This is a genomic window from Billgrantia desiderata (assembly GCF_900108215.1).
Classification (GTDB): Bacteria; Pseudomonadota; Gammaproteobacteria; order Pseudomonadales; family Halomonadaceae; genus Halomonas; species Halomonas desiderata.
This window is the reverse complement of record NZ_FNVC01000001.1, coordinates 162,185-185,378: the sequence shown is the minus strand read 5'-3', so window position 1 is coordinate 185,378 and position 23,194 is coordinate 162,185. Positions and strand designations below refer to the sequence as shown.

Annotated in this window: 18 protein-coding genes and 1 pseudogene; 13 read left to right on the top strand and 6 right to left on the bottom strand. The window is 67.2% G+C overall.

Annotated elements, in window-relative coordinates; genetic code table 11:
* From C4S71_RS00840 to C4S71_RS00825, 4 genes are all read right to left on the bottom strand, one after another.
* Nucleotides 1-666 carry a cytochrome c oxidase subunit 3 gene (locus C4S71_RS00840; RefSeq protein ID WP_103967889.1) on the bottom strand — a complete coding sequence of 222 codons (666 nt, stop codon included), beginning with the start codon at nucleotides 664-666 and terminating at the stop codon, nucleotides 1-3.
* A complete protein-coding gene (locus tag C4S71_RS00835) occupies nucleotides 663-2,468 on the bottom strand; it encodes a cytochrome c oxidase subunit I (RefSeq protein ID WP_086509686.1) in 1,806 nt (601 codons plus the stop codon). The genes C4S71_RS00840 and C4S71_RS00835 overlap by 4 nt, the downstream gene beginning before the upstream one ends.
* A 3-nt stretch (nucleotides 2,469-2,471) precedes the next feature.
* Nucleotides 2,472-3,875, bottom strand: a complete 1,404-nt coding sequence (locus C4S71_RS00830) for a c-type cytochrome (protein ID WP_086509685.1) — start codon at nucleotides 3,873-3,875, stop codon at nucleotides 2,472-2,474.
* A 75-nt stretch (nucleotides 3,876-3,950) separates the two neighbouring features.
* A complete protein-coding gene (locus tag C4S71_RS00825; protein WP_103967888.1) occupies nucleotides 3,951-4,487 on the bottom strand; it encodes a DUF1269 domain-containing protein in 537 nt (178 codons plus the stop codon).
* A 341-nt stretch (nucleotides 4,488-4,828) separates the two neighbouring features.
* Between C4S71_RS00825 and hutC the strand changes: the two genes are divergently transcribed.
* A complete protein-coding gene (hutC, locus tag C4S71_RS00820) occupies nucleotides 4,829-5,545 on the top strand; it encodes a histidine utilization repressor (protein ID WP_086509683.1) in 717 nt (238 codons plus the stop codon).
* An 87-nt stretch (nucleotides 5,546-5,632) separates the two neighbouring features.
* On the opposite strand, the gene C4S71_RS00815 is transcribed toward hutC, so the two are convergent.
* Nucleotides 5,633-6,964 (bottom strand): YjiH family protein, encoded by a 1,332-nt coding sequence (locus tag C4S71_RS00815; RefSeq protein WP_103967887.1) that lies wholly within the window; start codon nucleotides 6,962-6,964, stop codon nucleotides 5,633-5,635.
* Nucleotides 6,965-7,263: 299 nt separating this feature from the next.
* Here C4S71_RS00815 and hutI point away from each other — a divergent pair, with 299 nt between their 5' ends.
* The 5 genes and pseudogenes from hutI (at nucleotide 7,264) to C4S71_RS00790 (ending at nucleotide 14,401) form a co-directional block, all read left to right on the top strand.
* Nucleotides 7,264-8,484 (top strand): imidazolonepropionase, encoded by a 1,221-nt coding sequence (gene hutI, locus C4S71_RS00810; RefSeq protein ID WP_103967886.1) that lies wholly within the window; start codon nucleotides 7,264-7,266, stop codon nucleotides 8,482-8,484.
* Nucleotides 8,485-8,696: 212 nt separating this feature from the next.
* A complete protein-coding gene (hutG, locus tag C4S71_RS00805; RefSeq protein WP_103967885.1) occupies nucleotides 8,697-9,656 on the top strand; it encodes a formimidoylglutamase in 960 nt (319 codons plus the stop codon).
* Between the two features lie 41 nt (nucleotides 9,657-9,697).
* Nucleotides 9,698-11,389: a urocanate hydratase gene (hutU, locus tag C4S71_RS00800; RefSeq protein ID WP_103967884.1), complete on the top strand. Its 1,692-nt coding sequence runs from the start codon at nucleotides 9,698-9,700 to the stop codon at nucleotides 11,387-11,389.
* Nucleotides 11,390-11,400: 11 nt separating this feature from the next.
* Nucleotides 11,401-12,947, top strand: a pseudogene (gene hutH / locus C4S71_RS00795) (histidine ammonia-lyase).
* 107 nt (nucleotides 12,948-13,054) lie between these two features.
* Nucleotides 13,055-14,401, top strand: coding sequence for a Na+/H+ antiporter family protein (locus C4S71_RS00790; RefSeq protein ID WP_086509675.1), 1,347 nt, complete (start codon nucleotides 13,055-13,057; stop codon nucleotides 14,399-14,401).
* An 18-nt stretch (nucleotides 14,402-14,419) separates the two neighbouring features.
* Here C4S71_RS00790 and C4S71_RS00785 read toward each other — a convergent pair whose 3' ends face one another.
* Nucleotides 14,420-14,878, bottom strand: a complete 459-nt coding sequence (locus C4S71_RS00785) for a YchJ family protein (protein ID WP_103967883.1) — start codon at nucleotides 14,876-14,878, stop codon at nucleotides 14,420-14,422.
* Between the two features lie 327 nt (nucleotides 14,879-15,205).
* Between C4S71_RS00785 and C4S71_RS00780 the strand changes: the two genes are divergently transcribed.
* From C4S71_RS00780 to C4S71_RS00750, 7 genes are read left to right on the top strand one after another with little or no spacing between them, the layout of a single operon-like run.
* On the top strand, nucleotides 15,206-17,977 hold the full coding sequence (locus C4S71_RS00780) for a cation-translocating P-type ATPase (protein WP_103967882.1): 2,772 nt from the start codon (nucleotides 15,206-15,208) through the stop codon (nucleotides 17,975-17,977).
* Entirely contained in the window at nucleotides 17,949-18,467 is a 519-nt protein-coding gene (locus C4S71_RS00775) for a Na+/H+ antiporter subunit E (RefSeq protein WP_160113339.1), read from the top strand. Before C4S71_RS00780 ends, C4S71_RS00775 begins: the two co-directional genes overlap by 29 nt.
* Nucleotides 18,464-18,760 carry an MrpF/PhaF family protein gene (locus C4S71_RS00770; protein WP_086509672.1) on the top strand — a complete coding sequence of 99 codons (297 nt, stop codon included), beginning with the start codon at nucleotides 18,464-18,466 and terminating at the stop codon, nucleotides 18,758-18,760. The genes C4S71_RS00775 and C4S71_RS00770 overlap by 4 nt, the downstream gene beginning before the upstream one ends.
* Nucleotides 18,753-19,097 (top strand): monovalent cation/H(+) antiporter subunit G, encoded by a 345-nt coding sequence (gene mnhG, locus C4S71_RS00765; protein ID WP_086509671.1) that lies wholly within the window; start codon nucleotides 18,753-18,755, stop codon nucleotides 19,095-19,097. Before C4S71_RS00770 ends, mnhG begins: the two co-directional genes overlap by 8 nt.
* Nucleotides 19,094-20,020 carry a hydrogenase subunit MbhD domain-containing protein gene (locus C4S71_RS00760; protein WP_103967880.1) on the top strand — a complete coding sequence of 309 codons (927 nt, stop codon included), beginning with the start codon at nucleotides 19,094-19,096 and terminating at the stop codon, nucleotides 20,018-20,020. The genes mnhG and C4S71_RS00760 overlap by 4 nt, the downstream gene beginning before the upstream one ends.
* Nucleotides 20,017-20,295 carry an NADH-quinone oxidoreductase subunit K gene (locus C4S71_RS00755; RefSeq protein ID WP_103967879.1) on the top strand — a complete coding sequence of 93 codons (279 nt, stop codon included), beginning with the start codon at nucleotides 20,017-20,019 and terminating at the stop codon, nucleotides 20,293-20,295. Before C4S71_RS00760 ends, C4S71_RS00755 begins: the two co-directional genes overlap by 4 nt.
* Nucleotides 20,292-23,180 carry a proton-conducting transporter transmembrane domain-containing protein gene (locus C4S71_RS00750; RefSeq protein ID WP_103967878.1) on the top strand — a complete coding sequence of 963 codons (2,889 nt, stop codon included), beginning with the start codon at nucleotides 20,292-20,294 and terminating at the stop codon, nucleotides 23,178-23,180. Before C4S71_RS00755 ends, C4S71_RS00750 begins: the two co-directional genes overlap by 4 nt.
* Nucleotides 23,181-23,194: the final 14 nt, after the last annotated feature.

Sequence of the window (23,194 nt, the reverse complement as noted above, 5' to 3'; positions counted from 1 at the left end):
TCATGTGGTCAGCAGCAGCGCGAAGAGAACTCCCCACACCAGCAGCAGGAAATGCCAGTACAGCGCACACAGTTCGACGCTGGGCAGCATCTCCCGCGGTGTGGCCCCCCGCTGCAGGCGGAACAGGCTGCGCGACCAGGCGAACAGCCCACCCAGCAGGTGCAGCACGTGCAGCGCCGTGAGCAGGAAGAAGAAGGCATTGGCCGGGTTGGCGGCCAGGTAGATGCCCCGGGCCTGCAACTGCCACCAGGCCAGCGCCTGGCCCAGAATGAACACGATGGTGAAACCGCCGCCCAGCAGCAGGTCCCGCCGCAGCCGCGCTGCATTGTCACGACGTGCGGCCTGCCAGGCGGACTGCAGCGCCACGCTGCCGAGCACCAGACAGACGCTGTTCCACCACAGCAGGCCGGGCACCGCCAGCGAGCGCCAGTCGTGGCCCATCTCCTGCCGCATCAGGTAGGCGCTGATGGTCAAGGCGAACAGCGAGGTGGCCACCGCCAGGAACACCGCCAGGCCGACGCGCGGAGCGGTCAACGCTGGCGGCAGTTGGCTGCGCGGCGCACCGGCCCCCTGCGCCTCCCAAGGGCGCACGTTGATCGAATGACTGAACAGCCAGCCGCCGAACAGCGCCATCATCACGGCCAGAAACACCAGCGTCACCGTCATGTCGGCAGCCTCCCTTGCGCCGCCTCCTGGCTCATCGGATCGACCTTCTCGACCTCGTCGGGCGGCATGTTCTGAGGAATGAAGTCATGCTTGGCGCCAGGCACGCCGTAGTCGTAGGCCCAGCGATAGACCACCGGCAGCTCGGCGCCGAAATTGCCGTGACGTGGCGGGGTGTGCTCCGTCTGCCACTCGAGGGTGGTCGCCTGCCAGGGATTGGGCCCCGCTTCGCGGCCGCGGAAATAGCTGCGCACCAGGTTGTAGAAGAACACCAGTTGCACCAGCGCGACGATGATTGCCGCCACGCTCATGAAGGCATTGAGGGTCTGGATCGAATCGGGAATGTAGGCGGTCTCGCCGTAGCCGTAGTAACGGCGCGGCACGCCGGCAAAGCCCATGAAATGCATCGGATAGAAGATGGCGTAGGTGCCCAGGAAGGTGACCCAGAAGTGGATCTTGCCCAGGGTGTCGTCGAGCATGCGCCCGGTGATCTTGGGGTACCAGTGATACATCGCGCCGAACACCACCAGCACCGGTGCCACCGCCATCACCATGTGGAAATGGCCGACCACGAAGTAGGTGTCCGCCAGCGGCACGTCGACGGTGACGTTGCCCAGGAACAGCCCGCTGAGCCCACCGTTGACGAAGGTGAAGATGAAACCGATGGCGAACAGCATCGGCACCGTCATGCGAATGTTGCCGCGCCACAGCGTGAGTACCCAGTTGTAGACCTTGATCGCCGTAGGCACCGCGATGATCAGCGTGGTGGTGGCGAACAGGAAGCCGAAGTAGGGATTCATGCCGCTGATGAACATGTGGTGAGCCCAGACCACGAAGCTGAGCACGCCGATGATGATGATCGCCCACACCATCATGCGGTAGCCGAAGATGTTCTTGCGCGCGTGGGTGGCGAGGATGTCGGAGACGATGCCGAAGGCCGGCAGCGCGACGATGTAGACCTCAGGATGGCCGAAGAACCAGAACAGATGCTGATAGAGCAAGGGGCTGCCACCGGCGTGGGTGGACTGCTCGCCGAGGTTGAGCATCTCGGGCATGAAGAAGCTGGTGCCCAGCAGCATGTCGCAGAGCATCATCAGGATCGCCACCAGCAGCGCCGGAAAGGCCAGCAGCGCCATCACCGTGGCCATGAAGATGCCCCAGATGGTCAACGGCAGGCGCATCAGCGTCATGCCGCGGGTGCGCGCCTGCAGCACCGTGACCACGTAATTGAGCCCGCCCATGGTGAAACCGGCGATGAACACTCCCAGCGATGCCAGCATCAGCAGAATGCCGCCGTCGATCCCCGGGGTGCCGGGACTGATCGCCTGGGGCGGATACAGCGTCCAGCCCGCGCCCGTGGCTCCGCCGGGCACGAAGAAGCTGGCCACCAGAATCAGCACCGCCGCCAGGTAGAACCAGTAGCTCAGCATGTTGAGATAGGGAAAGGCCATGTCCCGCGCACCGCACATCAAGGGGATCAGGTAGTTGCCGAAGGCGCCCAGGAAGAGTGCGGTGAGGAGATAGACCACCATGATCATGCCGTGCATGGTGACGTACTGCAGATAACTCGATGGATCGATCAGCGCAAAGGTGTTGGGAAAGCCCAGTTGCAAGCGCATCAGGATCGACAGCACCAATGCCACCAGCCCGATGGCAATGGCAGTCAGGCCGTACTGGATGGCGATCACCTTGGCATCCTGGCTCCACACGTACTTGCCAATGAAGGACTTGGGGTGAACCAGCTCCACATTGTCGAACTCGCCCGCTTGGGCATGAGGCACTCCGTGATGTCCGGGTTCCGCCATGACTCACTCCTCCACACCGCCTGGGTTGACCGCCGCCATGTCCACCCTGGGCTGCGGCAGGGTCGTGATATACGCCACCACGTCGCGGACCGCCCGGTCGTCGACCAGCACCTGGGCCATCTCGATCATCTGGTTGCCATAAGGGTCCTCGCGGTGCCGCCCACGCACCCCGTGGCGGAAATTCTGCAGCTGCCGCTCCAGATACCAGTCCGGCAAGCCCGCCAGGCGCGGCCCATTGGTGGCCCGGATACCCTCGCCCTGCTGCCCATGGCAGTTGGCGCAGGTACGATAGCGCCGCGCGCCGCGCTCGGGATCGCCGCCGGCCAGGCTGGTCTCTACGGCTTGGTCGGGAAGGGTCTCGATGAAGGCCGACACGTCGACGATGGCCTGACGGTCGGGCAGCATGGTGGCGAACGGCCGCATCTGCTGGCCATAGGTATCGTCCTCATGGCTGCCGCGGGCACCGGAACGGAACAGTGCGAGCTGGCGCTCGAGGTACCAGGCATCCATCCCGGCAAGCTTCGGCGCATTGAGCGCCGCATTGCCCTGGCCCTCGGCGCCATGACAGGCGGCGCAGGTGGCATAGCGCTCTGCCCCCGCCTCCGGGTCGCCCGGTGCCAGTTGGGCAAGTTCGGCATAGGTGGGCTGCTCGCTGAGCCAGGCGTCGAAGACCTCCTGCTCGACCACTTCGATACGCCCGCGCATGGCGAAATGGGCGATACCGCACAGTTGGGCGCAGACGATCTCGTACTCACCCACCACGGTGGGAGTGAACCAGAAGTAGGAGGTCTGGCCCGGCACCATGTCCATCTTGGCCCGGAAGTTGGCCACCTTGACGTTGTGCAGCACGTCCTTGGAGCGCAGCACCATCTTGACCGGACGGTCCACCGGCAGCACCAGGTGCGGCGACGTGATCAGGATGTCGTCCTGGCCGGCGGGGTCGTCGACCATGCCGAAAGGGTTGCGCTCGTCGATGAAGCGATTGTGAGCGGCACCGAAGCGGCCATCCTCACCGGGAAAGCGAAAGCTCCAGTGCCATTGCTGCCCCACCACCTCGACCTGGTGGGCTTCTTGCGGCGGCGAAACGAAGGAACCCCAGACCAGCAGCCCTGGCGCCAGCAGGCCGGCGATCCCCAGCGTGGTCAACCCGGTCAGCCATAGCTCGAGCGACTTGTTCTCCGGGTCGTACTGGGAACGCCGGCGCTTGTTGAACCGGTAGCGGACGACCACATAGGCCAGGAACAGATTGACGGCCAGAAAGACCGCCCCGGTCACCCAGAGGGTGATCGTGATGGTGTCGTCGATCGTTCCCCAGTTGGAGGCCAACGGGGTGAGATACCAGGGGCTGAGGAAGAAGAACAGTACTGACCCCACTGCCAGTACGATGACCGCAACCGCAATTGCCATGGCTCTCTCCTTCCTCCAGGTAAAGAGCAGGATCCTGGCAAACAGCAGGATCGACGACGACGGCGACGCGCAGGCCTAGATACCGGTCCCGCAATGATGCCGACGCTCTTCCGGTGTGACCTTGTCGATGATGACTTCGGGATGATGACGATGAATCGCCGTGTAGACCATCGATTCGCGCTCGTTGGGGACGTCGACCATCATCAGATATGCCCCGTGTTCGATCTCATCCTCGTACTTGTCGACCTTCACGTCGTGCACCGACACGCCGACCATGGTGCTGGTCCAGATACCGAACAAGCCGCCAAAGATGCCCATGCCGATGATCGTGGTGGCAATACCGGCATTGGTGAAGCCATCACCCAGGAAGTAGTAGACCACCACCCCGAGTACGCACCCCAGCGGAATGCCGAACAACAGGCCGCGCACGGCGGCGTGTGCCACGTCCGAAGTCTGCAGCAGCGTGGCGCAGTTGATGCCGTGCTCCTTGAGTTTCAGCCAGTCACGGCCGGTGACATGAACTTCCTTGTCGGTCAGGCCCAGATCGGTGAGCTCATGAGCGACGTTGACGGTAGTAGGCAGATCAGGGGTTAGGAAGTAGAGGCGCTGCATGGCATGCCCTCCTCTATTATTAATGTCAGGGGAGACGCAGCGCGATTGGGGGCCACATTCAATTGTGCGGCACACTTCCAGTGTGTAACGTATTTTCCTTAATTAATTATTCCCTAACACATCACGGCGTCTTTAGTTGACCCGATCCGTTGGGTATTTCCTTTATTAAAGTTGTCCAAATTGTCTCTCTGGGCAAGTTCCTTTTGACGACGCATGTTCTCCGGCGCAAGCGGCCCGCCTGGCAGCGCTACTGACGCCCTGACGGCAGGGTGCCTTGCGCCCGACATCCGGGTAGACTGCGTGTATAGACAATTACCTCGCCAGAAAGGACTCAGCTCAGCATGGGCAGCACGATTCCACTCTATCTGCAGATTCAGCAGCATCTGCTGGAAAAGATACGGAGCGGCACCTGGCCGGCACATCATCAGATCCCCCCCGAAGAACAGCTGGCGCGTGACTTCGGCGTCAGCCGCATGACCGCCAACAAGGCGATCCGCGACCTCGTGCAACAGGGCTACCTGACCCGCCAACCCGGGCTCGGCACCTTCGTCACCGACCGCAAGGCGGAGTCGTCACTGGTCGACGTGCACAACATTGCCGAGGAGGTTCGTGGCCGCGGCCACCGTTACGAGTGCGACGTGCTGCTGGCCGAGGCCATCGCCGCCGACGACGAAGTGGCACTGCGACTGGGCGTGCGCCTGGGCACGCGGGTGTTCCACACGCGTATCGTCCACCGTGAGAACGGCGTGCCCATTCAGCTCGAGGACCGCTTCGTCAATCCGCGCTGGGTGCCGGACTATCTGGAAACCGACTTCCATCGCCATACCCCCAACGAAGTGCTGGTGGCGGCCTGCCCGATCACCGACGTGGAGCACGTGGTCGAGGCGGTGCGGGTCGACGCCACCACCGCCGAACGGCTCGAAATGGATGCCACGCAGCCCTGCCTGAGCATGATCCGGCGCACCTGGTCGGGCGAGCATCTGATCAGCTATGCCCGCCTGATCCATCCCGGCGACCGCTACAAGCTGCGCTCGGCGCTCTCTCGCCGCGCCAGCTGAGCCCGGTATCGTGAGACGACACTGAGCGAGACCGGTGTTTGCCGGCCTCGCTCAGCGGTGGTGAGCGCTATTGCGCGATGGGAAACCTCAGGCCCCGCTCAGCGCCTGGGCCAGATAGCCGGCCGGCACGGCCAGCATCAGGCTGAGTGCCACGCGAATGAACCACACCACCACGATGCGCCCTACCGAGAGCGGAATGCTGGTGGCCAGGATGCAGGGAATCGAAGCGGAGAAGAACAGCACCGCGGAGACCGACACCACACCCGCCGCGAAGCGGGCGACGAACTCGGCCTCGGCCATCAGCAGCGCCGGCAGGAACATTTCGGCCAGCCCGGCGGCGGATGCCTGGGCCAGCGCCATGCCGTCCTCCAGTCCCCAGATCGCCACGAAGGGATAGAACAGCAGACCCAGCCACTCGAACAGCGGCGTGTACTTGGCGGCCAGCAGGCCGAGCAGCCCCACCGACATGATCGACGGCAGGATACTGATCGCCATCAACAGCCCTTCGCGTACGTTCAGCGCCACGCTGCGGTGCAGCCCCGGCGCCTGAGCCGCCACCTCCAGCCCGGCCCGCCATGCCGTGTTCAGCCGCTTGCCGGGTATCGCCTCGGGCTCGCCATCGCTGCGCTCATTGTTCATCTGCGACAGCGGCGGCAGGCGAACGGTCACGGCGGTGACGGCAAAGGTGATCACTAGCGTCAGCCAGAAATAGAGGTTCCACACGCTCATCAGATCCAGCGTGCGTGCCACGATGATCATGAAGGTAGCCGACACCGTGGAGAAGCCGGTGGCGATGATCGCCGCCTCCCGCGCCGAGTACTGCCCCGCCTGATAGACCCGGTTGGTGATCAGCAGGCCGATGGAGTAGCTGCCAACGAACGAGGCCACGGCATCGATGGCGCTGCGCCCCGGTGTGCGCCAGATGGGTCGCATGACCGGCTGCAGCAGCACGCCGATCAGCTCCAGCAGGCCGTAGCTGATCAGCAGGGCCAGGAACACCGCGCCGATGGGCACGATCAGCCCTACCGGTATCACCAGCCGGTTGAACAGGAACGGCAGCATGTCCGGCTCGTGCAGCAGCCCCGGCCCCCAGCCGGTCATCGCCATCACGGCCACGGCGACGCCGGCCAGCTTCAGTACGGTGAAGATACGGTCGGTGAGACTGCGCCGCCAGGTGCCCTTCCACAACGGGTAAGCCGCCCCGGCCACGATCAATGCCAGCGCGTAGAACGCCGCCGCCTCGCCCAGCAGCTCCCGTGCCCCGGTCACCATGTGGTCCAGCAGGATGGTGTTCCTGCCACCCAGGGTGACGGGAATGAAGAAGATCAGAATCCCCAGCGCGCTGGGAACGAACAGCTTGGCCACGGTGAGCCAGTTGAAACCGCTCACGCCCCGGGTGGCCGGGTCCGGAATCGCCATGGGTGTCGTCCTCGTCTTGTGATTGATGCGTGACACCTTATTGTATATACAATACGTTCGACAAAGGCGCCATGCCGAAGCGACGCAAGCACCTACGTCTTTAGTCTAACGCGAAACAAGCGACGACACCGAACGCCGCCACCCCTGGTGAAGCCATCCTTAGGAGAAATAGGCAGTTAGCCTGTAAACGAGGCGTGCAGTCAGGAATCCGGGGCAAACTATTCACCGCTTGCCCTTGACCTCCGGCCGATGACGATTTAAATGTATATACAATAAATCGTCAGCCCTCAGGAGCCCCTATGTCTGCCACCTCCCAGCCGCGCCTCGTCTGGCATGACGTCACGCTCTTCGACGGTCACGACACCCTGCCCGAACCGATGGCGGTGATCGTGGCGGGCGACACCATCGAGCGTGTCGTGCCCATGCGTGAGCTCGACCCGAACGAGACCGCCGACTGCCAGCCCCTCGGCCAAGGCGGCGTAATGACCCCCGGTCTGGTCGACTGTCACACCCATCTGGTATTCGGCGGCTCACGGGCCGACGAATTCGAACGCCGTCTCGAGGGCGCCAGCTACGAGGAGATCGCCCGCCGCGGCGGCGGCATCCTCAGTACCGTGCGTGCCACCCGGGAAGCCAGCGAAGCGCAGCTGTTCAGCCTGGCCAGGCCGCGCCTGGAAGCGCTGATGCGCGAAGGCGTGACCACGGTGGAGATCAAGTCCGGCTACGGTCTGAGCGTGGCCGACGAGCTGAAGATGCTGCGCGTGGCGCGCCGCCTCGGCGAGACGCTGCCGGTGCGAGTGGTGACCACCCTGCTGGGGGCCCACGCCCTGCCACCGGAGTACAAGGACGACAGCGACGGCTACATCGAGCTGGTGTGCCGCGAGATGATCCCCGCCGCCGCCGCCGAAGGACTGGCCGATGCGGTGGACGTGTTCTGCGAGAAGATCGCCTTCTCGGTGGCCCAGTGCGAACGCGTCTTCGAGGCCGCCGAAGCCCACGGCCTGCCGATCAAGGCCCATGCCGAGCAACTCTCGAACCTGGGTGGCAGCGCCATGGCGGCCCGGCATGGCGCACTTTCCGCCGATCACATCGAATATCTCGACGAGCAAGGCGTCAATGCCCTGCGCGAGGCCGGCAGCGTCGCGGTGCTGCTGCCCGGCGCCTTCCACACCCTGCGTGAGACACAGCTGCCGCCCATCGCCGCGCTGCGCGAGGCCGGCGTGCCCATGGCCATCGCCACCGATGCCAACCCCGGCAGCTCGCCGCTGTTCATGCCGACATTGATGCTGAACTTCGCCTGCACCCTGTTCCGCCTGACGCCGCGCGAGGCCCTGGCCGGCATGACCGCCCACGGCGCCCGGGCGCTGGGCCTGCACACCCGGCAACTGGGGCGCATCGTCCCGGGCGCACCGGCGGACCTGTGCCTGTGGGACGTCGGCTCGCCCGCCGAGCTGGCCTACGCCGTACAGCCCGGCCGCTTGCGCCAGCGGATGTTCAGCGGAGAGATAACCCATGGCTAATCGAGGAGCGCCGGGTGCAGCCAAAAGCGAAGCGTCTTTTGCAGGGGTGAGGAGCATGTCTCCGAACGGGAAGGCCATGGATGGCCTTCACCGGTCCTGCAAGCGAAGCAGGATAGCGCAGCGCCTCAGGAAAAAGTCGAGCGCCCAGGGATGGGTTCACAGCGTCTTCGCGTTGGCTGCTCCCGGGGTAGCCCCGGCCTAAGGAGGAAGATATGAACTCCATTTATTTTGACGCCATCGATATGTCTCCCTGGGCCGGCCGCGAAGACCCGGAACCCGACAGCCTGCGCTGGCACCAGGTGATCACCCCGGTGAGACCGGACAGCGCCCCTGGCGCCGCCCTGGTCGGCTTCGCCTCCGATGCCGGCGTGGCGCGCAACCAGGGCCGCGTGGGTGCCGCCGAAGGCCCACGGGCCATTCGCCGCGCACTGGCACCGCTGGCCTGGCATCGCAGCGCCCCGGTGTTCGATGCCGGCGACGTCAGCTGCCACGGCAACGACGACCTGGAAGCGGCACAGCAGCGCCTGGCAGAGCGCATCGCCAGCCTGCTCGCTCGCGGCCACCTACCGCTGGTGCTGGGCGGCGGCCACGAAGTGGCCTTCGGCAGCTGGTCGGGCCTGGCGAGTCACTTCGAGGCTCAAGGCGAGACCCACCCGCGGATCGGCATTATCAACCTCGATGCCCACTTCGATCTGCGCGACCCGACCCACGTGCGCTCCTCCGGCACGCCCTTCGCCCAGATCGCCGCCGAGTGCCGCGCCCGCGACTGGCCGTTCCGCTACGCCTGCCTGGGCGTGAGCCGGGCCAGCAATACCCGCGCCCTGTTCACCCGGGCCAGCGAGCTGAACGTGCTGGTGCGCGAGGACCACGAGATCGATGCCCTGCGCCTCGACGCCATCGTGCGCGACCTGCAGCGCTTCATGGCGCGCTGCGACCACCTCTACCTCAGCATCGATCTCGACGTGCTGCCCGCCGCCGAGGCGCCGGGAGTGAGCGCCCCCGCCGCCCGCGGCGTGCCCCTGGCGCTGATCGAACCGCTGCTCGAGGCCGTCCGCGACAGCGGCAAGCTGCGCCTGGCCGACGTCGCCGAACTCAACCCGAGCTTCGACATCGACGGCCGCACCGCCAAGGCCGCGGCACGCCTGATCCACCGGCTGACGCTGGATACCTGAACCGACCCACAACGATTTGCAACACCAGAGAGAACACGACGATGAATAGCCATACCACGCCTGCCGATCCCCGCCACGACGCCAGCCGCCGTATCGCCGCGCCCACCGGCAGCGAGCTCAGCTGCAAGAGCTGGCTCACCGAAGCGCCTATGCGCATGCTGATGAACAACCTCCACCCCGACGTGGCCGAGCGCCCCGAGGACCTGGTGGTCTACGGCGGCATCGGCCGCGCCGCCCGCGACTGGCAGTGCTACGACACCATCGTCGCGACCCTCAAGCGCCTGGAGGACAACCAGACCCTGCTGATCCAGTCGGGCAAGCCGGTGGGCGTGTTCGAGACCCACAAGGACGCCCCGCGGGTGCTGCTGGCCAACTCCAACCTGGTGCCGGCCTGGGCCAACTGGGAGCACTTCAACGAGCTCGACCGCAAGGGCCTGATGATGTACGGCCAGATGACCGCCGGCTCGTGGATCTACATCGGCTCACAGGGCATCGTTCAGGGCACCTATGAAACCTTCGTCGAGGCCGGGCGCCAGCACTACGGCGGCGACCTCACCGGCCGCTGGATCCTCACCGCCGGGCTCGGCGGCATGGGTGGCGCCCAGCCGCTGGCGGCAAGCCTGGCCGGCGCCAGCTCGCTGAACATCGAATGCCAGCAGTCGCGCATCGACTTTCGCCTGCGCACCCGCTACCTGGACGAGCAGGCCGATGACCTCGACGACGCCCTGGCGCGCCTCGAGCGCTACACCGCCGAGGGCAAGGCGGTCTCCATCGGCCTGTGCGCCAACGCCGCCGACGTGCTGCCGGAACTGGTCAAGCGCGGCGTACGGCCGGACATGGTCACCGACCAGACCAGCGCCCACGACCCGCTGCACGGCTACCTGCCGTCGGGCTGGAGTTGGGACGAGTACGTGGCCCGCGGCAAGCGCGAGCCCGAAGCGGTGGTCAAGGCCGCCAAGCAGTCCATGGCGGTGCACGTGCAGGCCATGCTCGACTTCCAGCAGATGGGCGTGCCCACCTTCGACTACGGCAACAACATCCGCCAGATGGCCAAGGAAGAGGGCGTGGCCAACGCCTTCGACTTTCCCGGCTTCGTCCCGGCCTACATTCGTCCGCTGTTCTGCCAGGGCATCGGCCCGTTCCGCTGGGCCGCGCTCTCCGGCGATCCGGAAGACATCTACAAGACCGACCAGAAGGTCAAGGAACTGATCCCCGACGACCCGCACCTGCACCGCTGGCTCGACATGGCCCGCGAGCGCATCAGCTTCCAGGGGCTGCCGGCGCGCATCTGCTGGGTCGGCCTCAAGGATCGCGCCCGCCTCGGCCAGGCCTTCAACGAGATGGTCAAGAACGGCGAGCTCAAGGCCCCCGTGGTCATCGGCCGCGACCACCTCGACTCCGGCTCGGTGGCCAGCCCCAACCGTGAGACCGAGGCCATGATGGACGGCTCCGACGCCGTTTCCGACTGGCCGCTGCTCAACGCCCTGCTCAATACCGCCGGCGGCGCCACCTGGGTCTCGCTGCATCACGGCGGCGGCGTGGGCATGGGCTTCTCCCAGCACGCCGGGGTGGTGATCGTCGCCGACGGCACGGACGACGCCCACGCCCGCCTGGGCCGGGTGCTGCGCAACGACCCGGGCACCGGGGTGATGCGCCACGCCGATGCCGGGTACGATATCGCCAAGCAGTGCGCCCGGGAAAATGGGTTGGATCTGCCGATGCTCGATAAATAAAGGAGCCATTCATGACCCATCTCGACATTCGACCCGGCAAGATGACCCTGGCGCAGGCGCGCCAGGTCTTCGAGGCGCCGCTGCGCGTGACGCTGCCCGACAGCGCCGACGCCGCCATCCAGCGCGGCGTCGACTGCGTCAATCGTGTCGTCGCCGAGGACCGCACCGTCTACGGCATCAATACCGGCTTCGGCCTTCTGGCCCAGACCCGCATCGACCATGAAAACCTGGAAGAGCTGCAGCGCTCGCTGGTGCTGTCCCACGCCACCGGCGTGGGCGAGCCCATGGAAGACGCCCTGGTGCGCCTGATCATGGTGCTCAAGGTCAACAGCCTGGCGCGCGGCTTCTCCGGCATCCGCCGCGAAGTGCTCGACGCCCTGCTCGCCCTGGTCAACGCCGAGGTCTACCCGCACATCCCGCTCAAGGGCTCCGTGGGCGCCTCCGGCGACCTGGCGCCGCTCGCCCACATGAGCGTGGTGCTGCTCGGCGAAGGCAAGGCACGCCATCGCGGCGAATGGATTCCTGCCCGTCAGGCCCTCGAGATCGCCGGGCTCCAGCCGCTGCGGCTCGCGCCCAAGGAGGGCCTGGCGCTGCTCAACGGCACTCAGGTCTCCACCGCCTACGCCCTGAAAGGCTTGTTCGAGGCCGAAGACCTGTTTGCCGCCGCCACGGTGTGCGGCGCCCTGACGGTGGAAGCCACGCTCAGCTCACGCTCGCCCTTCGATGCCCGCATCCACGACGCCCGCGGCCAGCGCGGCCAGATCGATGCCGCCGCCGCCTACCGCCATCTGCTCGGTGAACGCAGCGAGATCAGCGATTCCCACGCCCACTGCGACAAGGTGCAGGACCCCTACTCGCTGCGCTGCCAGCCCCAGGTAATGGGCGCCGTACTGACCCAGATCCGCCAGGCCGCCGAGGTGCTGGCCGTGGAGGTCAACGCGGTATCGGACAACCCGCTGGTGTTCAGCGACGAGGGCGACATCCTCTCCGGCGGCAACTTCCACGCCGAACCCGTGGCCATGGCCGCCGACAACCTGGCCCTGGCCCTGGCCGAGATCGGCTCGCTCACCGAGCGCCGCGTCTCGCTGATGATGGACACCCACATGTCGCAGCTGCCGCCGTTCCTGGTGGAGAACGGCGGGGTCAACTCCGGCTTCATGATCGCCCAGGTCACGGCCGCGGCGCTGGCCAGCGAGAACAAGGCCCTGGCCCATCCGCACAGCGTCGACAGCCTGCCCACCTCGGCCAACCAGGAAGATCACGTCTCCATGGCGCCGGCCGCCGGCAAGCGGCTGTGGGAGATGGCCGACAACGTGCGCGGCATCCTGGCCATCGAGTGGCTGGCGGCCTGCAGGGGCTCGATTTCCGCGTCGACGGCAGCGGCCATCGCCTGACCAGCACGCCACGCCTCGAGCAGGCCAGGAAGGCACTGCGCGGCCAGGTCGACTACTACGACCGCGACCGCTTCTTCGCTCCCGACATCGAGAGCGCCACCCGCCTGCTCACTTCGCGGGTGCTCAATGCGTTGGTGCCGGTGGAGCTGCTGCCCAGCCACTGACCCGGCCGCCCCATTGAGGTAAGATATGCCACCCCGGCCTGCCAAGCCGGGGTTTTCTTTCGCCCATCCGTTTCGCTTCGGTCCGATCCTCCAGCTCGAGAGCCGTCATGAATGCCATCGTTCTGGCCATCCTGGTCATGGTCACCCTCAGTCTCGCCCGCGTCTCCGTCGTCTTCGCCCTGATCGTCGCCAGCCTGGTGGGTGGCCTGGTCGCCGGCATGCCCATCGGCGACATCATGGACGCCTTCAACCAGGGGCTCGGCAACGGTGCCACCATCGCGCTCTCCTACGCCGTGCTGGGCGCCTTCGCCGTGGCCCTTTCGCGTTCGGGCGTTACCGAGCTGCTGGCAGACCGCGCCATTCGCGGCCTGCACCTGGACGACCAACCGTCGAGCCGCCGCTGGGTCGCCTTCACCCTGATCGGCGCCCTGCTCGCCGCGGCGGTGAGCTCGCAGAACCTGATCCCGGTGCACATCGCCTTCATCCCGGTGCTGGTGCCGCCGCTGCTCAAGCTGATGAACCACCTGCGCCTGGATCGTCGCGTGGCGGCCTGCGTCATCACCTTCGGCATCACCGCGCCCTACATGCTGCTGCCGGTGGGCTTCGGCGCGATCTTCCTCAACGACATCCTGCTGGCCAATCTCAACGAGAGCGGCGCCGAACTGGGCCTGGAGGTCACCCGCGGCATGGTGCCGATGGCCATGCTGATGCCCATCGGCGGCATGGCGCTGGGGCTCGCCGTCGCCGTGCTGTTCAGCTACCGCCGGCCGCGCCACTACGAGGACCGCGACCTGGCTCACGGCGACGAGACACCCGCCGAGGCGGCCAAGCACCTGGCGCCGTGGCAGATGGCGGTGCTCGGCGCCGCACTGGTGGGCACCGTGGCGATCCAGCTGCTCTCGGGTTCGATGGTGCTGGGCGGGCTGTTCGGTTTCGCCCTGCTCTCGGTCAGCGGCGTGTTCCGCTGGCACGAACAGGACGACATCTTCACCGAAGGCATGCGCATGATGGCGCTGGTGGGCTTCATCATGATCAGCGCGGCGGGCTTCGCCGGGGTGATGCAGGCCACCGGCGAGGTGCCCGCGCTGGTGGCGGGCTCGGCGGAGCTGATCGGCGACAACAAGGGCCTGGCGGCGCTGATCATGCTGCTGGTCGGCCTGTTCATCACCATGGGTATCGGCTCGTCTTTCTCCACCGTGCCGATCATCGCCTCGCTCTACGTGCCGCTGGCACTCAGCTTCGGCTTCTCGCCCATGGCCACCGTGGCTCTGGTGGGTACCGCCGCGGCGCTGGGCGATGCCGGCTCACCGGCCTCCGACTCGACCCTGGGCCCCACCGCCGGGCTCAACGCCGACGGTCAGCACGACCATATCTGGGATACCGTGGTGCCGACCTTCCTGCACTACAACGTGCCGCTGATCGCCTTCGGCTGGCTGGCCGCCATGGTGCTGTGACAGGGCTTTCGTTGAAGCTCAGCCCAGCCCGCAGCAGCTCTTGAACTTGCGCCCGCTGCCGCAGGGACAAGGGTCGTTGCGGCCGGGCTTGAGGCGCTCCAGGCTGGGCTCGCCGTCGACATAGAACCAGCGGCCCGCCTCGTGCACGAAGCGCGAGTTCTCCTCCAGCACGCCCCAGCGCCTGCCTTCGCGGAAGGTGGCGCGAAAATGCACATGCCCACGCTCGCCCGCCGCGCCGTGATCGAGCACCTCGAGCCGTATCCAGTGGGTGGCCTCGTCCCGGTTCAGGTCCGCCGGGCGAGTGCTGGCGTGCCAGGTCGCCAGCAGGTAATCGTCGAGCCCCAGGGCGAAGGCACTGAAGCGGGAGCGCATCAGCGCCTCGGGGGTCGGCGCCGCCTCGCCGGCATGAAAGCGGCCGCAGCAGGCATCGAGCGGCAGTCCGCTGCCGCAGGGGCAGCGCGAGATCGTCGAAGTCATCGGTTCTCCGTTCCGTTGAGCCGCCATTCTAGCCCAGGCAGCGCTGGCGTTGCCGAGCACCATTCGGATACCCGCCGAAACAGAGCGACGGTTTCGCTCACCGGCTGCTGTCCTACACTGGAGGCAGCCTGTGCTCTCTGTCGTCGCTGCATCGCAGCGAGCCGAGCGGCGACTTTGGCCGATTTAGCAGATTTGGCAGAGTGGCCACGCCCCCACGAGCAAATCCCTGACAAGGAGTTGGGGTGAGTAACTTGCGCTGGGTCACGGCACAGCAACAGCGCATATGTTACATCTGAGCTTATTCACACCGCTTTCGGAGATATGGAAATGCCCGATCGCCAAGACGACTCCCGCACCGCCTGGCATGCCCTGCCCCCCGATGAAGCCCTGGAGAAGGTCGACGGTAACCGCGACGGCCTGAGCGATGACGAAGCCAAGTCACGCCTCGAGCGCTATGGCCCCAATCAGCTCAAGCAGGAGGAGGGGCGGCCCTGGTGGCGGCGCCTGCTCGAACAGTTCAACAACATCCTGATGATCATCCTGCTGGTGGCGGCGGTGGCGAGCCTGGCGCTGGGCCACATGCTGGACGCCCTGGCCATCGTCGGGGTGGTGATCATCATCGCGCTGATCGGCTTCATCCAGGAGGGCAAGGCCGAACAGGCCCTGGAGAGCATACGCAACATGCTCTCGCCACAGGCCTCGGTGCTGCGCGGCGGCAAACGCCAGACCATCGACGCCGAGGAGCTGGTACCGGGTGACATCGTCATGCTGGAGAGCGGCGATCGCGTGCCCGCCGACCTGCGCCTGCTCGAGGCCAAGCGCCTGCGCACCGAGGAGGCCGCCCTCACCGGCGAATCCACCCCGGTGGACAAGCAGACCGCTGCCGTCGAGGAGGATGCCGAGCTGGGCGACCGCAGCGCCATGGTCTATGCCAGCACCATCGTGGTCCAGGGCACCGCCCAGGGCGTGGTGGTGGAGACCGGTACCCGAACCGAGATCGGGCGCATCTCGGAGATGCTGCGCGGCGTGGAGCAGCTCAAGACGCCGCTGCTGCAACAGCTCGACCGTGCCGGCCGCGTGCTGGCGATCTTCATTCTCGCTGCCGCCGCCCTGACTGCCGCCATCGGCGTGGTCCTGCACGGCGAGCCCATCAGCGCCATGTTCATGGCCGCGGTGGGCCTCGCGGTCGCCGCCATTCCGGAGGGCCTGCCGGCCATCGTCACCATCACCCTGGCGCTGGGCGTGCAGGTGATGGCCAAGCGCAACGCCATCATCCGCCGGCTGCCGGCGGTCGAGACCCTGGGCTCCATCTCCACCATCTTCTCCGACAAGACCGGCACCCTGACCCGCAACGAGATGACGGCCCAGGCGATCTGGCTCCCCGAGGGCGAGTTCCGCCTCTCAGGCATCGGCTTCGCCCCGGAAGGCAAGCTGCACCTCGCCCCTGAGAATCGCGAGAGCGACGAGCACGGCGAGGAGATCTCGCTGGACGACTATCCCGCGCTGGCCCACTTCCTCAAGGTCGGCGTGCTGTGCAACGACGCCGAGCTGGCCCAGGAGGACGAGCGCTGGACGATCCACGGCGATCCCACCGAAGGCGCCCTGGTGGTGGCCGGCGCCAAGGGCGGCTTCGATACCGGAGAGCTGCGCGACGAGCACCCACGCCAGGATGCCATCCCCTTCGAGTCCGAGCGCAAGTACATGGCCACCCTCAACGAGCTGGAGGGCAAGCGCCTGCTGGTCAAGGGCGCCCCCGACCGGCTGCTGGAGATGTGCCACAAGGTACGCGGCGCCGACGGCGACAGCGAGCTGGATCAGCAGGAGTGGGAAGACCGCATCCACGACCTCTCCTCCCGCGGCCTGCGCGTGCTGGCGCTGGCGGAGAAGGAAGCCGACGACATCTCCGGCGAGCTGAGCGACGAGGACGCCGAGCAGGGCCTGGTGCTGCTGGGTCTGGTCGGGCTGCTCGATCCGCCGCGTGAGGCCGCCATCGAGGCCGTCAAGCAGTGCCTCGAGGCAGGCATCCGCCCGGTGATGGTGACCGGCGACCACGGCGTGACGGCCAAGGCCATTGCCGAGCAGCTCGGCTTCGCCCACACCGACCGCGCCCTGACCGGCCGCGAGGTGGAAGAGATGTCCGACAAGCAGCTCGAGGAGTGCATTCTCGAGATCGACGTCTTCGCCCGCGCGGCCCCGGAGCACAAGCTGCGCCTGGTGAAGGCGATGCAGGCCAAGGGCGGCATCTGCGCCATGACCGGCGACGGGGTCAATGACGGGCCCGCCCTCAAGCGGGCCGACGTCGGGGTCGCCATGGGCATTCAGGGCACCGAGGCAGCCAAGGAGGCCGCCGAGATGGTGCTGGCCGACGACAATTTCGCCACCATCGTCGGTGCCATCGAGGAGGGGCGCAAGGTCTACGACAACATCCGCAAGACCGTGACCTTCATTCTGCCCACCAACGGCGGCCAGGGCCTGGCCATCATGCTCGCCGTGCTGGCCGGCACCCTGCTGCCGGTCACTCCGCTGCAGGCGCTGTGGGTCAACATGGTGGTGGCGGTCACCCTGGGCCTGGCGCTGGCCTTCGAGAAGGCCGAAGACGATATCATGCAGCGCCAGCCACGCGATCCATCCGCCGCCCTGCTCGATCTGTTCCTGCTGTGGCGGGTGGTATTCGTCTCGATCCTGCTGCTGATCGGCGTATTCGGCATGTTCAGCTGGATCCTGCAGGTCCAGGGCGGCAGCGAGGAGCTGGCGCGCTCCGGCGCCGTCAACATGCTGGTCATGGGCAGCGCGGCCTACCTGATCAACAGCCGCTTCCTGGTCAACAGCACCCTCTCGCTGCATGGCATCTTCGGCAGCCGCCCGGTATGGATCGCCATCGGTCTGGTCGTGCTGCAGTTGGGTTGGACCTACATTCCCTTCATGCAGACGGTATTCGGCAGCGCCGCGCTGTCGCCGATCCACTGGATGGTGATCCTGGCCGGCAGCGTGGTGCTGTACCTGGTCGTGGAGCTGGAGAAGTTCATCCTGCGCAAGCGTGAGGGATCGGATGCCACCCACTCGGGCCGACATGACGAGGCGACGACTTCTGCCAACTAGGTTCGGCGACTGGCGCGGCTGGGCCGGTCGTCTGGCTCTGCTCGCCTTGCTGTGGTGGATGCTCGGCGGCGGCGAAGCGGAGAGCTGGCGCTGGGGAATGCCTGCCATCATCGTCGCCGCGCTCGTGATGCCGACTCCCGACCTGCCGCTGCGGCCGCTGGCCTGGCTACGCCTGCTGACGCTGGCCCTGTGGCTCGGCCTGCGCGGCGGTATCGAGGTGGCCTGGCTCGCCTGTCGTCCGCGCATGCAGCTGGACACGCGGGTCATCGAGCATCGCTGGCAGCGGCTGGACGACACCTCCGGCCGGCTGTTCATGGCGACCTTGATCAACCTGCTGCCCGGCACTCTCACCGTACGCATCGACAGCGACCGTCTCCAGGTGCATGTGCTGCACTATCGGCACGGTATCGTCGCCATGCTGCAGCGCCTGGAAAGGCACGTCGAGGCGCTTTTCGGTGGCCGCCATCGCCGTAAGGAGAGCGCCGCATGACGCCGATCTATCTGTTCGCCGCCGTCCTGCTGCTGGCCAATGCCGGTGTCGGCGCCTGGCGTATCTGGCAAGGACCGACCAGCGCCGACCGCATGATCGCCGCGGAGCTGATAACGACGACGACCGTGGCCGTGCTGCTGATATTGAGCGCGCTGGTCGACCAGCCGGTGCTGATCGACGTTGCGCTGCTGTTCGCCCTGCTCGCTGCGGTGGCCATGGCCAACTTCGTCACCCGCACCTGGACGCTGCTGAGAGAAGACGGCGAAGCACGCGAGGAGGCCAGACATGACTGAGTGGCACGAGGCGTTAAGCCATCTTCTGATCGTCGCCGGCGCCCTGTTCTTCCTCACCGGCAGCCTGGGCTTCATCCGCTTTCCCGATGTCTTCACCCGGCTGCACGCCCTGACCAAGGCGGACAACCTGGGGCTCGGGCTGCTCTGTTCCGGCCTGGCGTTGCAGGCCGGGGGCCTGGCCGAGGCGGCCAAGATCATGCTGGTATGGCTGCTGGTGCTACTGGCATCCGGCATCGGCGCCACGCTGGTGGCATCGACGGCCGATGCCTGCGGCATTCGTCCCTGGCAGAACCGCACGGGCGCAAGCCGGGAGGCGCGCCGGGAACCGCACGAATGACGGCACTGACCCTGGGCTTCGACCTGCTGCTCGCCGCCGGCCTGGTCTGGCTCGGCTGGCAGGCGCTGTTTCTACCACGCCGCTTCGCCGCCGTGGTGCACTTCATGGCCTTCAACCTGCTCATGGCGCTGGTCTGGGTACGCCTCGAGGCGCCGGACATCGCCCTGGCGGAGGCCGCCATCGGCGCCGGCGTGACCGGCGCACTGCTGCTCACCGCGCTGGGACGCCTGCCCAGCGCGGCCGCTGTCGGCTCCCACCCGCAGCAGTGGCACCGCTACTGGCGCTACCCGGCCATCTTCGCCGCATGCGTCGGCGCCGGCTGGCTGGCCTGGGGCGTTCAACGCCTGCCACGCCCCGGTCTGGCCGCCGAGGTGACGGCCAAGCTGGACGCCACCGGCGTCAGCCATGCCGTGACTGCCGTACTGCTCAACATCCGCGCGCTGGACACGCTGCTCGAAGTGGCAGTGATGCTGGGCGCCGTGATGCTGGTGTGGTCACTGGGCCCGGCGCTGCGTCCCTTCGCTCCGGCGACCTCTTTACCCGGCCTGCCTGCCCTGTCGCGCCTGCTGCATCCGCTGTTCCTGCTCGTTCCCACCTATCTGCTGTGGCGCGGCGCCCATGCCCCGGGCGGCGCCTTCCCGGCCGGCGCGGTGCTGGGAGCCGGCGGCATTCTGCTGCTGCTGGCCGATCGTGTCGGCTGGATGCAGCAGCCCCGTTTCAAACCCCTGCTGCGCCTGTTGCTGGTTGCGGGGCTGGCACTCTTTCTCGCCGTCGGCCTGGGCGGCCTGCTGTTGACCGGTACCTTCCTGGCGATTCCTCAGGCGCTGGTCAAGTCGGCGATCCTGGCCGTGGAAGTCGCCACGGCACTCTCGATCGCGCTGATGCTGATGGCCCTCTACCTGTACGGGGAGCCCGGTCGATGAGCCTCTATTATGCCGTCGTGGCCGCCCTGCTCTGCGGCATGGCCGTCATCGGTCTGTTCCGCACCGACGATCTGCTGCGCCGCATTCTGGCGCTCAACGTGCTGGCCAGCGCCACCTTTCTGCTGCTGGTCACTCTCGCGCGCACCGACGCCGGCATCGATCCGGTCCCCCACGTGATGGTGCTGACCGGCATCGTGGTGGCCGTGAGCACCACGGCCGCGGCACTGGGGTTGACGATTCGTGCCCACGAACGACGGCGTGAGGAGTCGCAATGACGGCAACGGGGCTGGCCGCCTGGGCACTACCGTCATCGATTCTGCTGCCGCTCGGCCTTTCGCTGGCGGCCTTTCTCGGCGCACTCTCACCCAAGCGCCAGGTGGCCTTGGGGCTGCCTGCCATGCTGATGTGCCTCGTACTCTCCTTGCCGGCGACGCTGGGCGGGGAGGCCCTCGGCATCGCCTTGGGCAACTGGCCGCCGCCGCTGGGCATCGCCTGGCACCTCGATCTGCCCACACTCTCGATGCTGGGCATGACGGCCGTCGTGGCAGGCGCTGCCAGCCTGGCCCTGCTGCTGGACCCGTCGACATCCAGCGACCGGCATCTGTGGCCGCTGTGGTGGATGATGTGGGGTGGGCTCAATGCCCTGCTGCTCTCGCAGGATCTGTTCAATCTCTACGTGACGCTGGAGCTGGTCACTCTGGCCGGCGTCGGCCTGGTGGCCCGCTCTCCCCATGACCGCTTCGGCGAGGCCGCCCTGCGCTATCTGATGGCCTCGCTGCTGGCTTCGCTGCTTTACCTGCTGGGAACGGCACTGATCTACGGCCAGACCGGCCGGCTCGACCTCGGCCTGCTGGTCGACGCGCTCGAGGATGACGCCACCATGCGCCTGGCGGCCACCCTGCTTACCCTGGGGCTGCTGATCAAGGCCGCCGTGGTGCCGCTGCACACCTGGCTGCCGGCCGCCCACTCCAAGGCACAGGCGCCGGTCAGTGCCATGCTCTCGGCGGTGGTCGTGGCGGCGACCCTGTTCGTGCTGTGGCGTCTGTGGCTGGCCCCGCTGGCCCAGCTCCACAGCGCTCAGCTCGATTGGCTGGTGCTGATCGGGATAGCGGCACTGGGCTGGGGCGGCGTTCAGGCCGCGCTGCAGACCCGGCTCAAGCTCCTGATTGCCTGGTCCACGCTCTGCCACAGCGGCTACGCCCTGCTGCTGCTCGGGCTCGATGCCGACATGAACTGGCCCACGCCGAACGCTGCGCACGACCCTGCCTTTCCGGGCGGCCTGCTGCTGTTGCTTGCCCACGGGCTGGCCAAGGGCGCCCTGTTCCTTGCCGCCGGCGCCATCGTCGTCGCCCACGGCCACGATCGCCTCAGCCGGCTGGCCGGCGATGCCGGTCGCCTGCCGCTGGCCTGGCTGGCCATGGCGCTGGCCGGTCTCAGCCTGCTGGGCATCCCCCCGACCGGCGGGTTCGTCGGCAAGTGGTGGCTGCTGCAAGGGGCGCTGGCGCAGGGCCATTACCTCATTGCCGCGGTCGTGCTGCTCGGCACCTTCTTCACCGCTGCCTGCCTGTGGCGCCTGTTCGACCTGGGGCTGCGCCCCCAGCCGCGCCGGGCCGCCGTTATCGCCTCTCGCCCCACCCACAGCGACACCACCCGACGCCTCGCCTGGCTGGCACTGGGGCTTGCCGCACTGGCCTGGGGCCTGGGTCCCGTCATGACACTGACGGCATGGCACGGCTTGATGCTGGATGCCACCGGCCTGGCCTTCCTGCTGCCGGCGCTGTGCATCTGGCCGCTGGTGCTGTGGGCCACCTATACCTGGCGCGCCACCTTCCCTGCCGCCCACCGCTTACTGGCCATCCTGGCGGCGGCGGCGGTGATCCACCTGTGCACCCTGCTCGCCGCGGACCTGCTCACCTTCTACACCGGCGCCGCGCTGCTCAGCCTGCTGGGATGGGCCATGGTGCAGCACGACGGGCATCGGGCCTCGCGTCTGGCCGGCCTGGGCTACCTGGCCATGCTGCTGCTGGCCGAAGTGGCGATGCTGGCGGGCCTCGCCCTCATTGCCAACGCCACCGGCGACCTGAGCTTCGCCGGGCTGACCCGCCACGAACTGCCTCCTCTGGCCCTGGGCTGCCTGGCATTCGGCCTGGCCATCAAGGCCGGTGTCATCGGCGTGCATGCCTGGCTGCCGCTGGCACATCCGGTCGCACCGCCCATGGCCAGCGCCATTCTCTCGGGGCTGATGATCAAGCTCGGCCTGCTGGGCGCCCTGCGCCTGCTCCCGCTCAGCGATGCCACCGTGGCCTGGGGCCCCGGCATGGTGATGGTGGGGCTGGTCGCCGCCCTCTATGCGGCACTGCGCGGCATCATTCACGATCACGCCAAGGTCGTGCTGGCCTGGTCGAGCGTGAGTCAGATGGGGCTGCTCACCGCTCTGCTGGGTCTGGTGCTCTACAGCGGCTCACCGGCCACCGCCATGACGGCCCTGCTGCTGCTGGCGGCAACGCACTCCCTGGCCAAGGCCAGCCTGTTTCTGGGGGCGGGCATGGCCAACCGGGTGCACGGCAGGGAGCATCGCCGGGTACTGCTCGGCATGCTGCTGCCGGCCCTGGCGCTGGCGGGCGTGCCGCCAACGGGCGGCATGCTGGTCAAGACCACCATGGAGAATGCGCTGGCGGAAGCCGAGGGGGCCGGCTGGCTGCTCTCCCTCTCGAGCATCGCCACCGGCCTGTTGATGCTGCGCCTGCTGTGGCTGCTATGGCGCTCGCCCCCCAGCCGGCAGACGCTGCACCTACCCGGCAGCCTGTTGCTGGGCTGGGCCACGCTGGCAGCCCTGCCGGTACTGGTGGCCTGGGGCTGGCAGTGGTACGCCCCGCTTGTCGCAGCCCCGCTCGCCATCCTGCGCTCAGGCTTGCTGGAGCCATCCCTCGCTCTTGGGCTGGCGGTCGTGGCGGTTCTCCTCAAACCTCGGCTGCCGCAGCCAGGGCGGGCACGCCTCGCATGGCGCCAGGCGCTGGAACGGCGAGGAGAGCGTGGCTTTCGACGGCTGGCCTGGATGCTCAAGCGGAGCGAAAGCAGGCTTCAACCCTGGCCCGCCTTCGGCATCGCGCTGGGGTTCGTGTCGCTGGGCATGGGCGTGGCAGCGCTGCTACCCGGTTGAAGGCCTCAGCACCG

Excerpts from the sequence above, each read along its gene's own strand:
- C4S71_RS00835 (WP_086509686.1), bottom strand. The coding sequence starts at position 2,468 with ATGGCGGAACCCGGACATCACGGAGTGCCTCATGCCCAAGCGGGCGAG.
- C4S71_RS00830 (WP_086509685.1), bottom strand. The coding sequence starts at position 3,875 with ATGGCAATTGCGGTTGCGGTCATCGTACTGGCAGTGGGGTCAGTACTG.
- hutC (WP_086509683.1), top strand. The coding sequence starts at position 4,829 with ATGGGCAGCACGATTCCACTCTATCTGCAGATTCAGCAGCATCTGCTG.
- C4S71_RS00785 (WP_103967883.1), bottom strand. The coding sequence starts at position 14,878 with ATGACTTCGACGATCTCGCGCTGCCCCTGCGGCAGCGGACTGCCGCTC.
- C4S71_RS00825 (WP_103967888.1), bottom strand. The coding sequence starts at position 4,487 with ATGCAGCGCCTCTACTTCCTAACCCCTGATCTGCCTACTACCGTCAAC.
- C4S71_RS00790 (WP_086509675.1), top strand. The coding sequence starts at position 13,055 with ATGAATGCCATCGTTCTGGCCATCCTGGTCATGGTCACCCTCAGTCTC.
- C4S71_RS00750 (WP_103967878.1), top strand. The coding sequence starts at position 20,292 with ATGACGGCAACGGGGCTGGCCGCCTGGGCACTACCGTCATCGATTCTG.
- hutG (WP_103967885.1), top strand. The coding sequence starts at position 8,697 with ATGAACTCCATTTATTTTGACGCCATCGATATGTCTCCCTGGGCCGGC.
- C4S71_RS00755 (WP_103967879.1), top strand. The coding sequence starts at position 20,017 with ATGAGCCTCTATTATGCCGTCGTGGCCGCCCTGCTCTGCGGCATGGCC.
- C4S71_RS00815 (WP_103967887.1), bottom strand. The coding sequence starts at position 6,964 with ATGGCGATTCCGGACCCGGCCACCCGGGGCGTGAGCGGTTTCAACTGG.
- hutI (WP_103967886.1), top strand. The coding sequence starts at position 7,264 with ATGTCTGCCACCTCCCAGCCGCGCCTCGTCTGGCATGACGTCACGCTC.
- C4S71_RS00770 (WP_086509672.1), top strand. The coding sequence starts at position 18,464 with ATGACGCCGATCTATCTGTTCGCCGCCGTCCTGCTGCTGGCCAATGCC.
- C4S71_RS00775 (WP_160113339.1), top strand. The coding sequence starts at position 17,949 with ATGACGAGGCGACGACTTCTGCCAACTAGGTTCGGCGACTGGCGCGGC.
- mnhG (WP_086509671.1), top strand. The coding sequence starts at position 18,753 with ATGACTGAGTGGCACGAGGCGTTAAGCCATCTTCTGATCGTCGCCGGC.
- hutU (WP_103967884.1), top strand. The coding sequence starts at position 9,698 with ATGAATAGCCATACCACGCCTGCCGATCCCCGCCACGACGCCAGCCGC.
- C4S71_RS00760 (WP_103967880.1), top strand. The coding sequence starts at position 19,094 with ATGACGGCACTGACCCTGGGCTTCGACCTGCTGCTCGCCGCCGGCCTG.
- C4S71_RS00840 (WP_103967889.1), bottom strand. The coding sequence starts at position 666 with ATGACGGTGACGCTGGTGTTTCTGGCCGTGATGATGGCGCTGTTCGGC.
- C4S71_RS00780 (WP_103967882.1), top strand. The coding sequence starts at position 15,206 with ATGCCCGATCGCCAAGACGACTCCCGCACCGCCTGGCATGCCCTGCCC.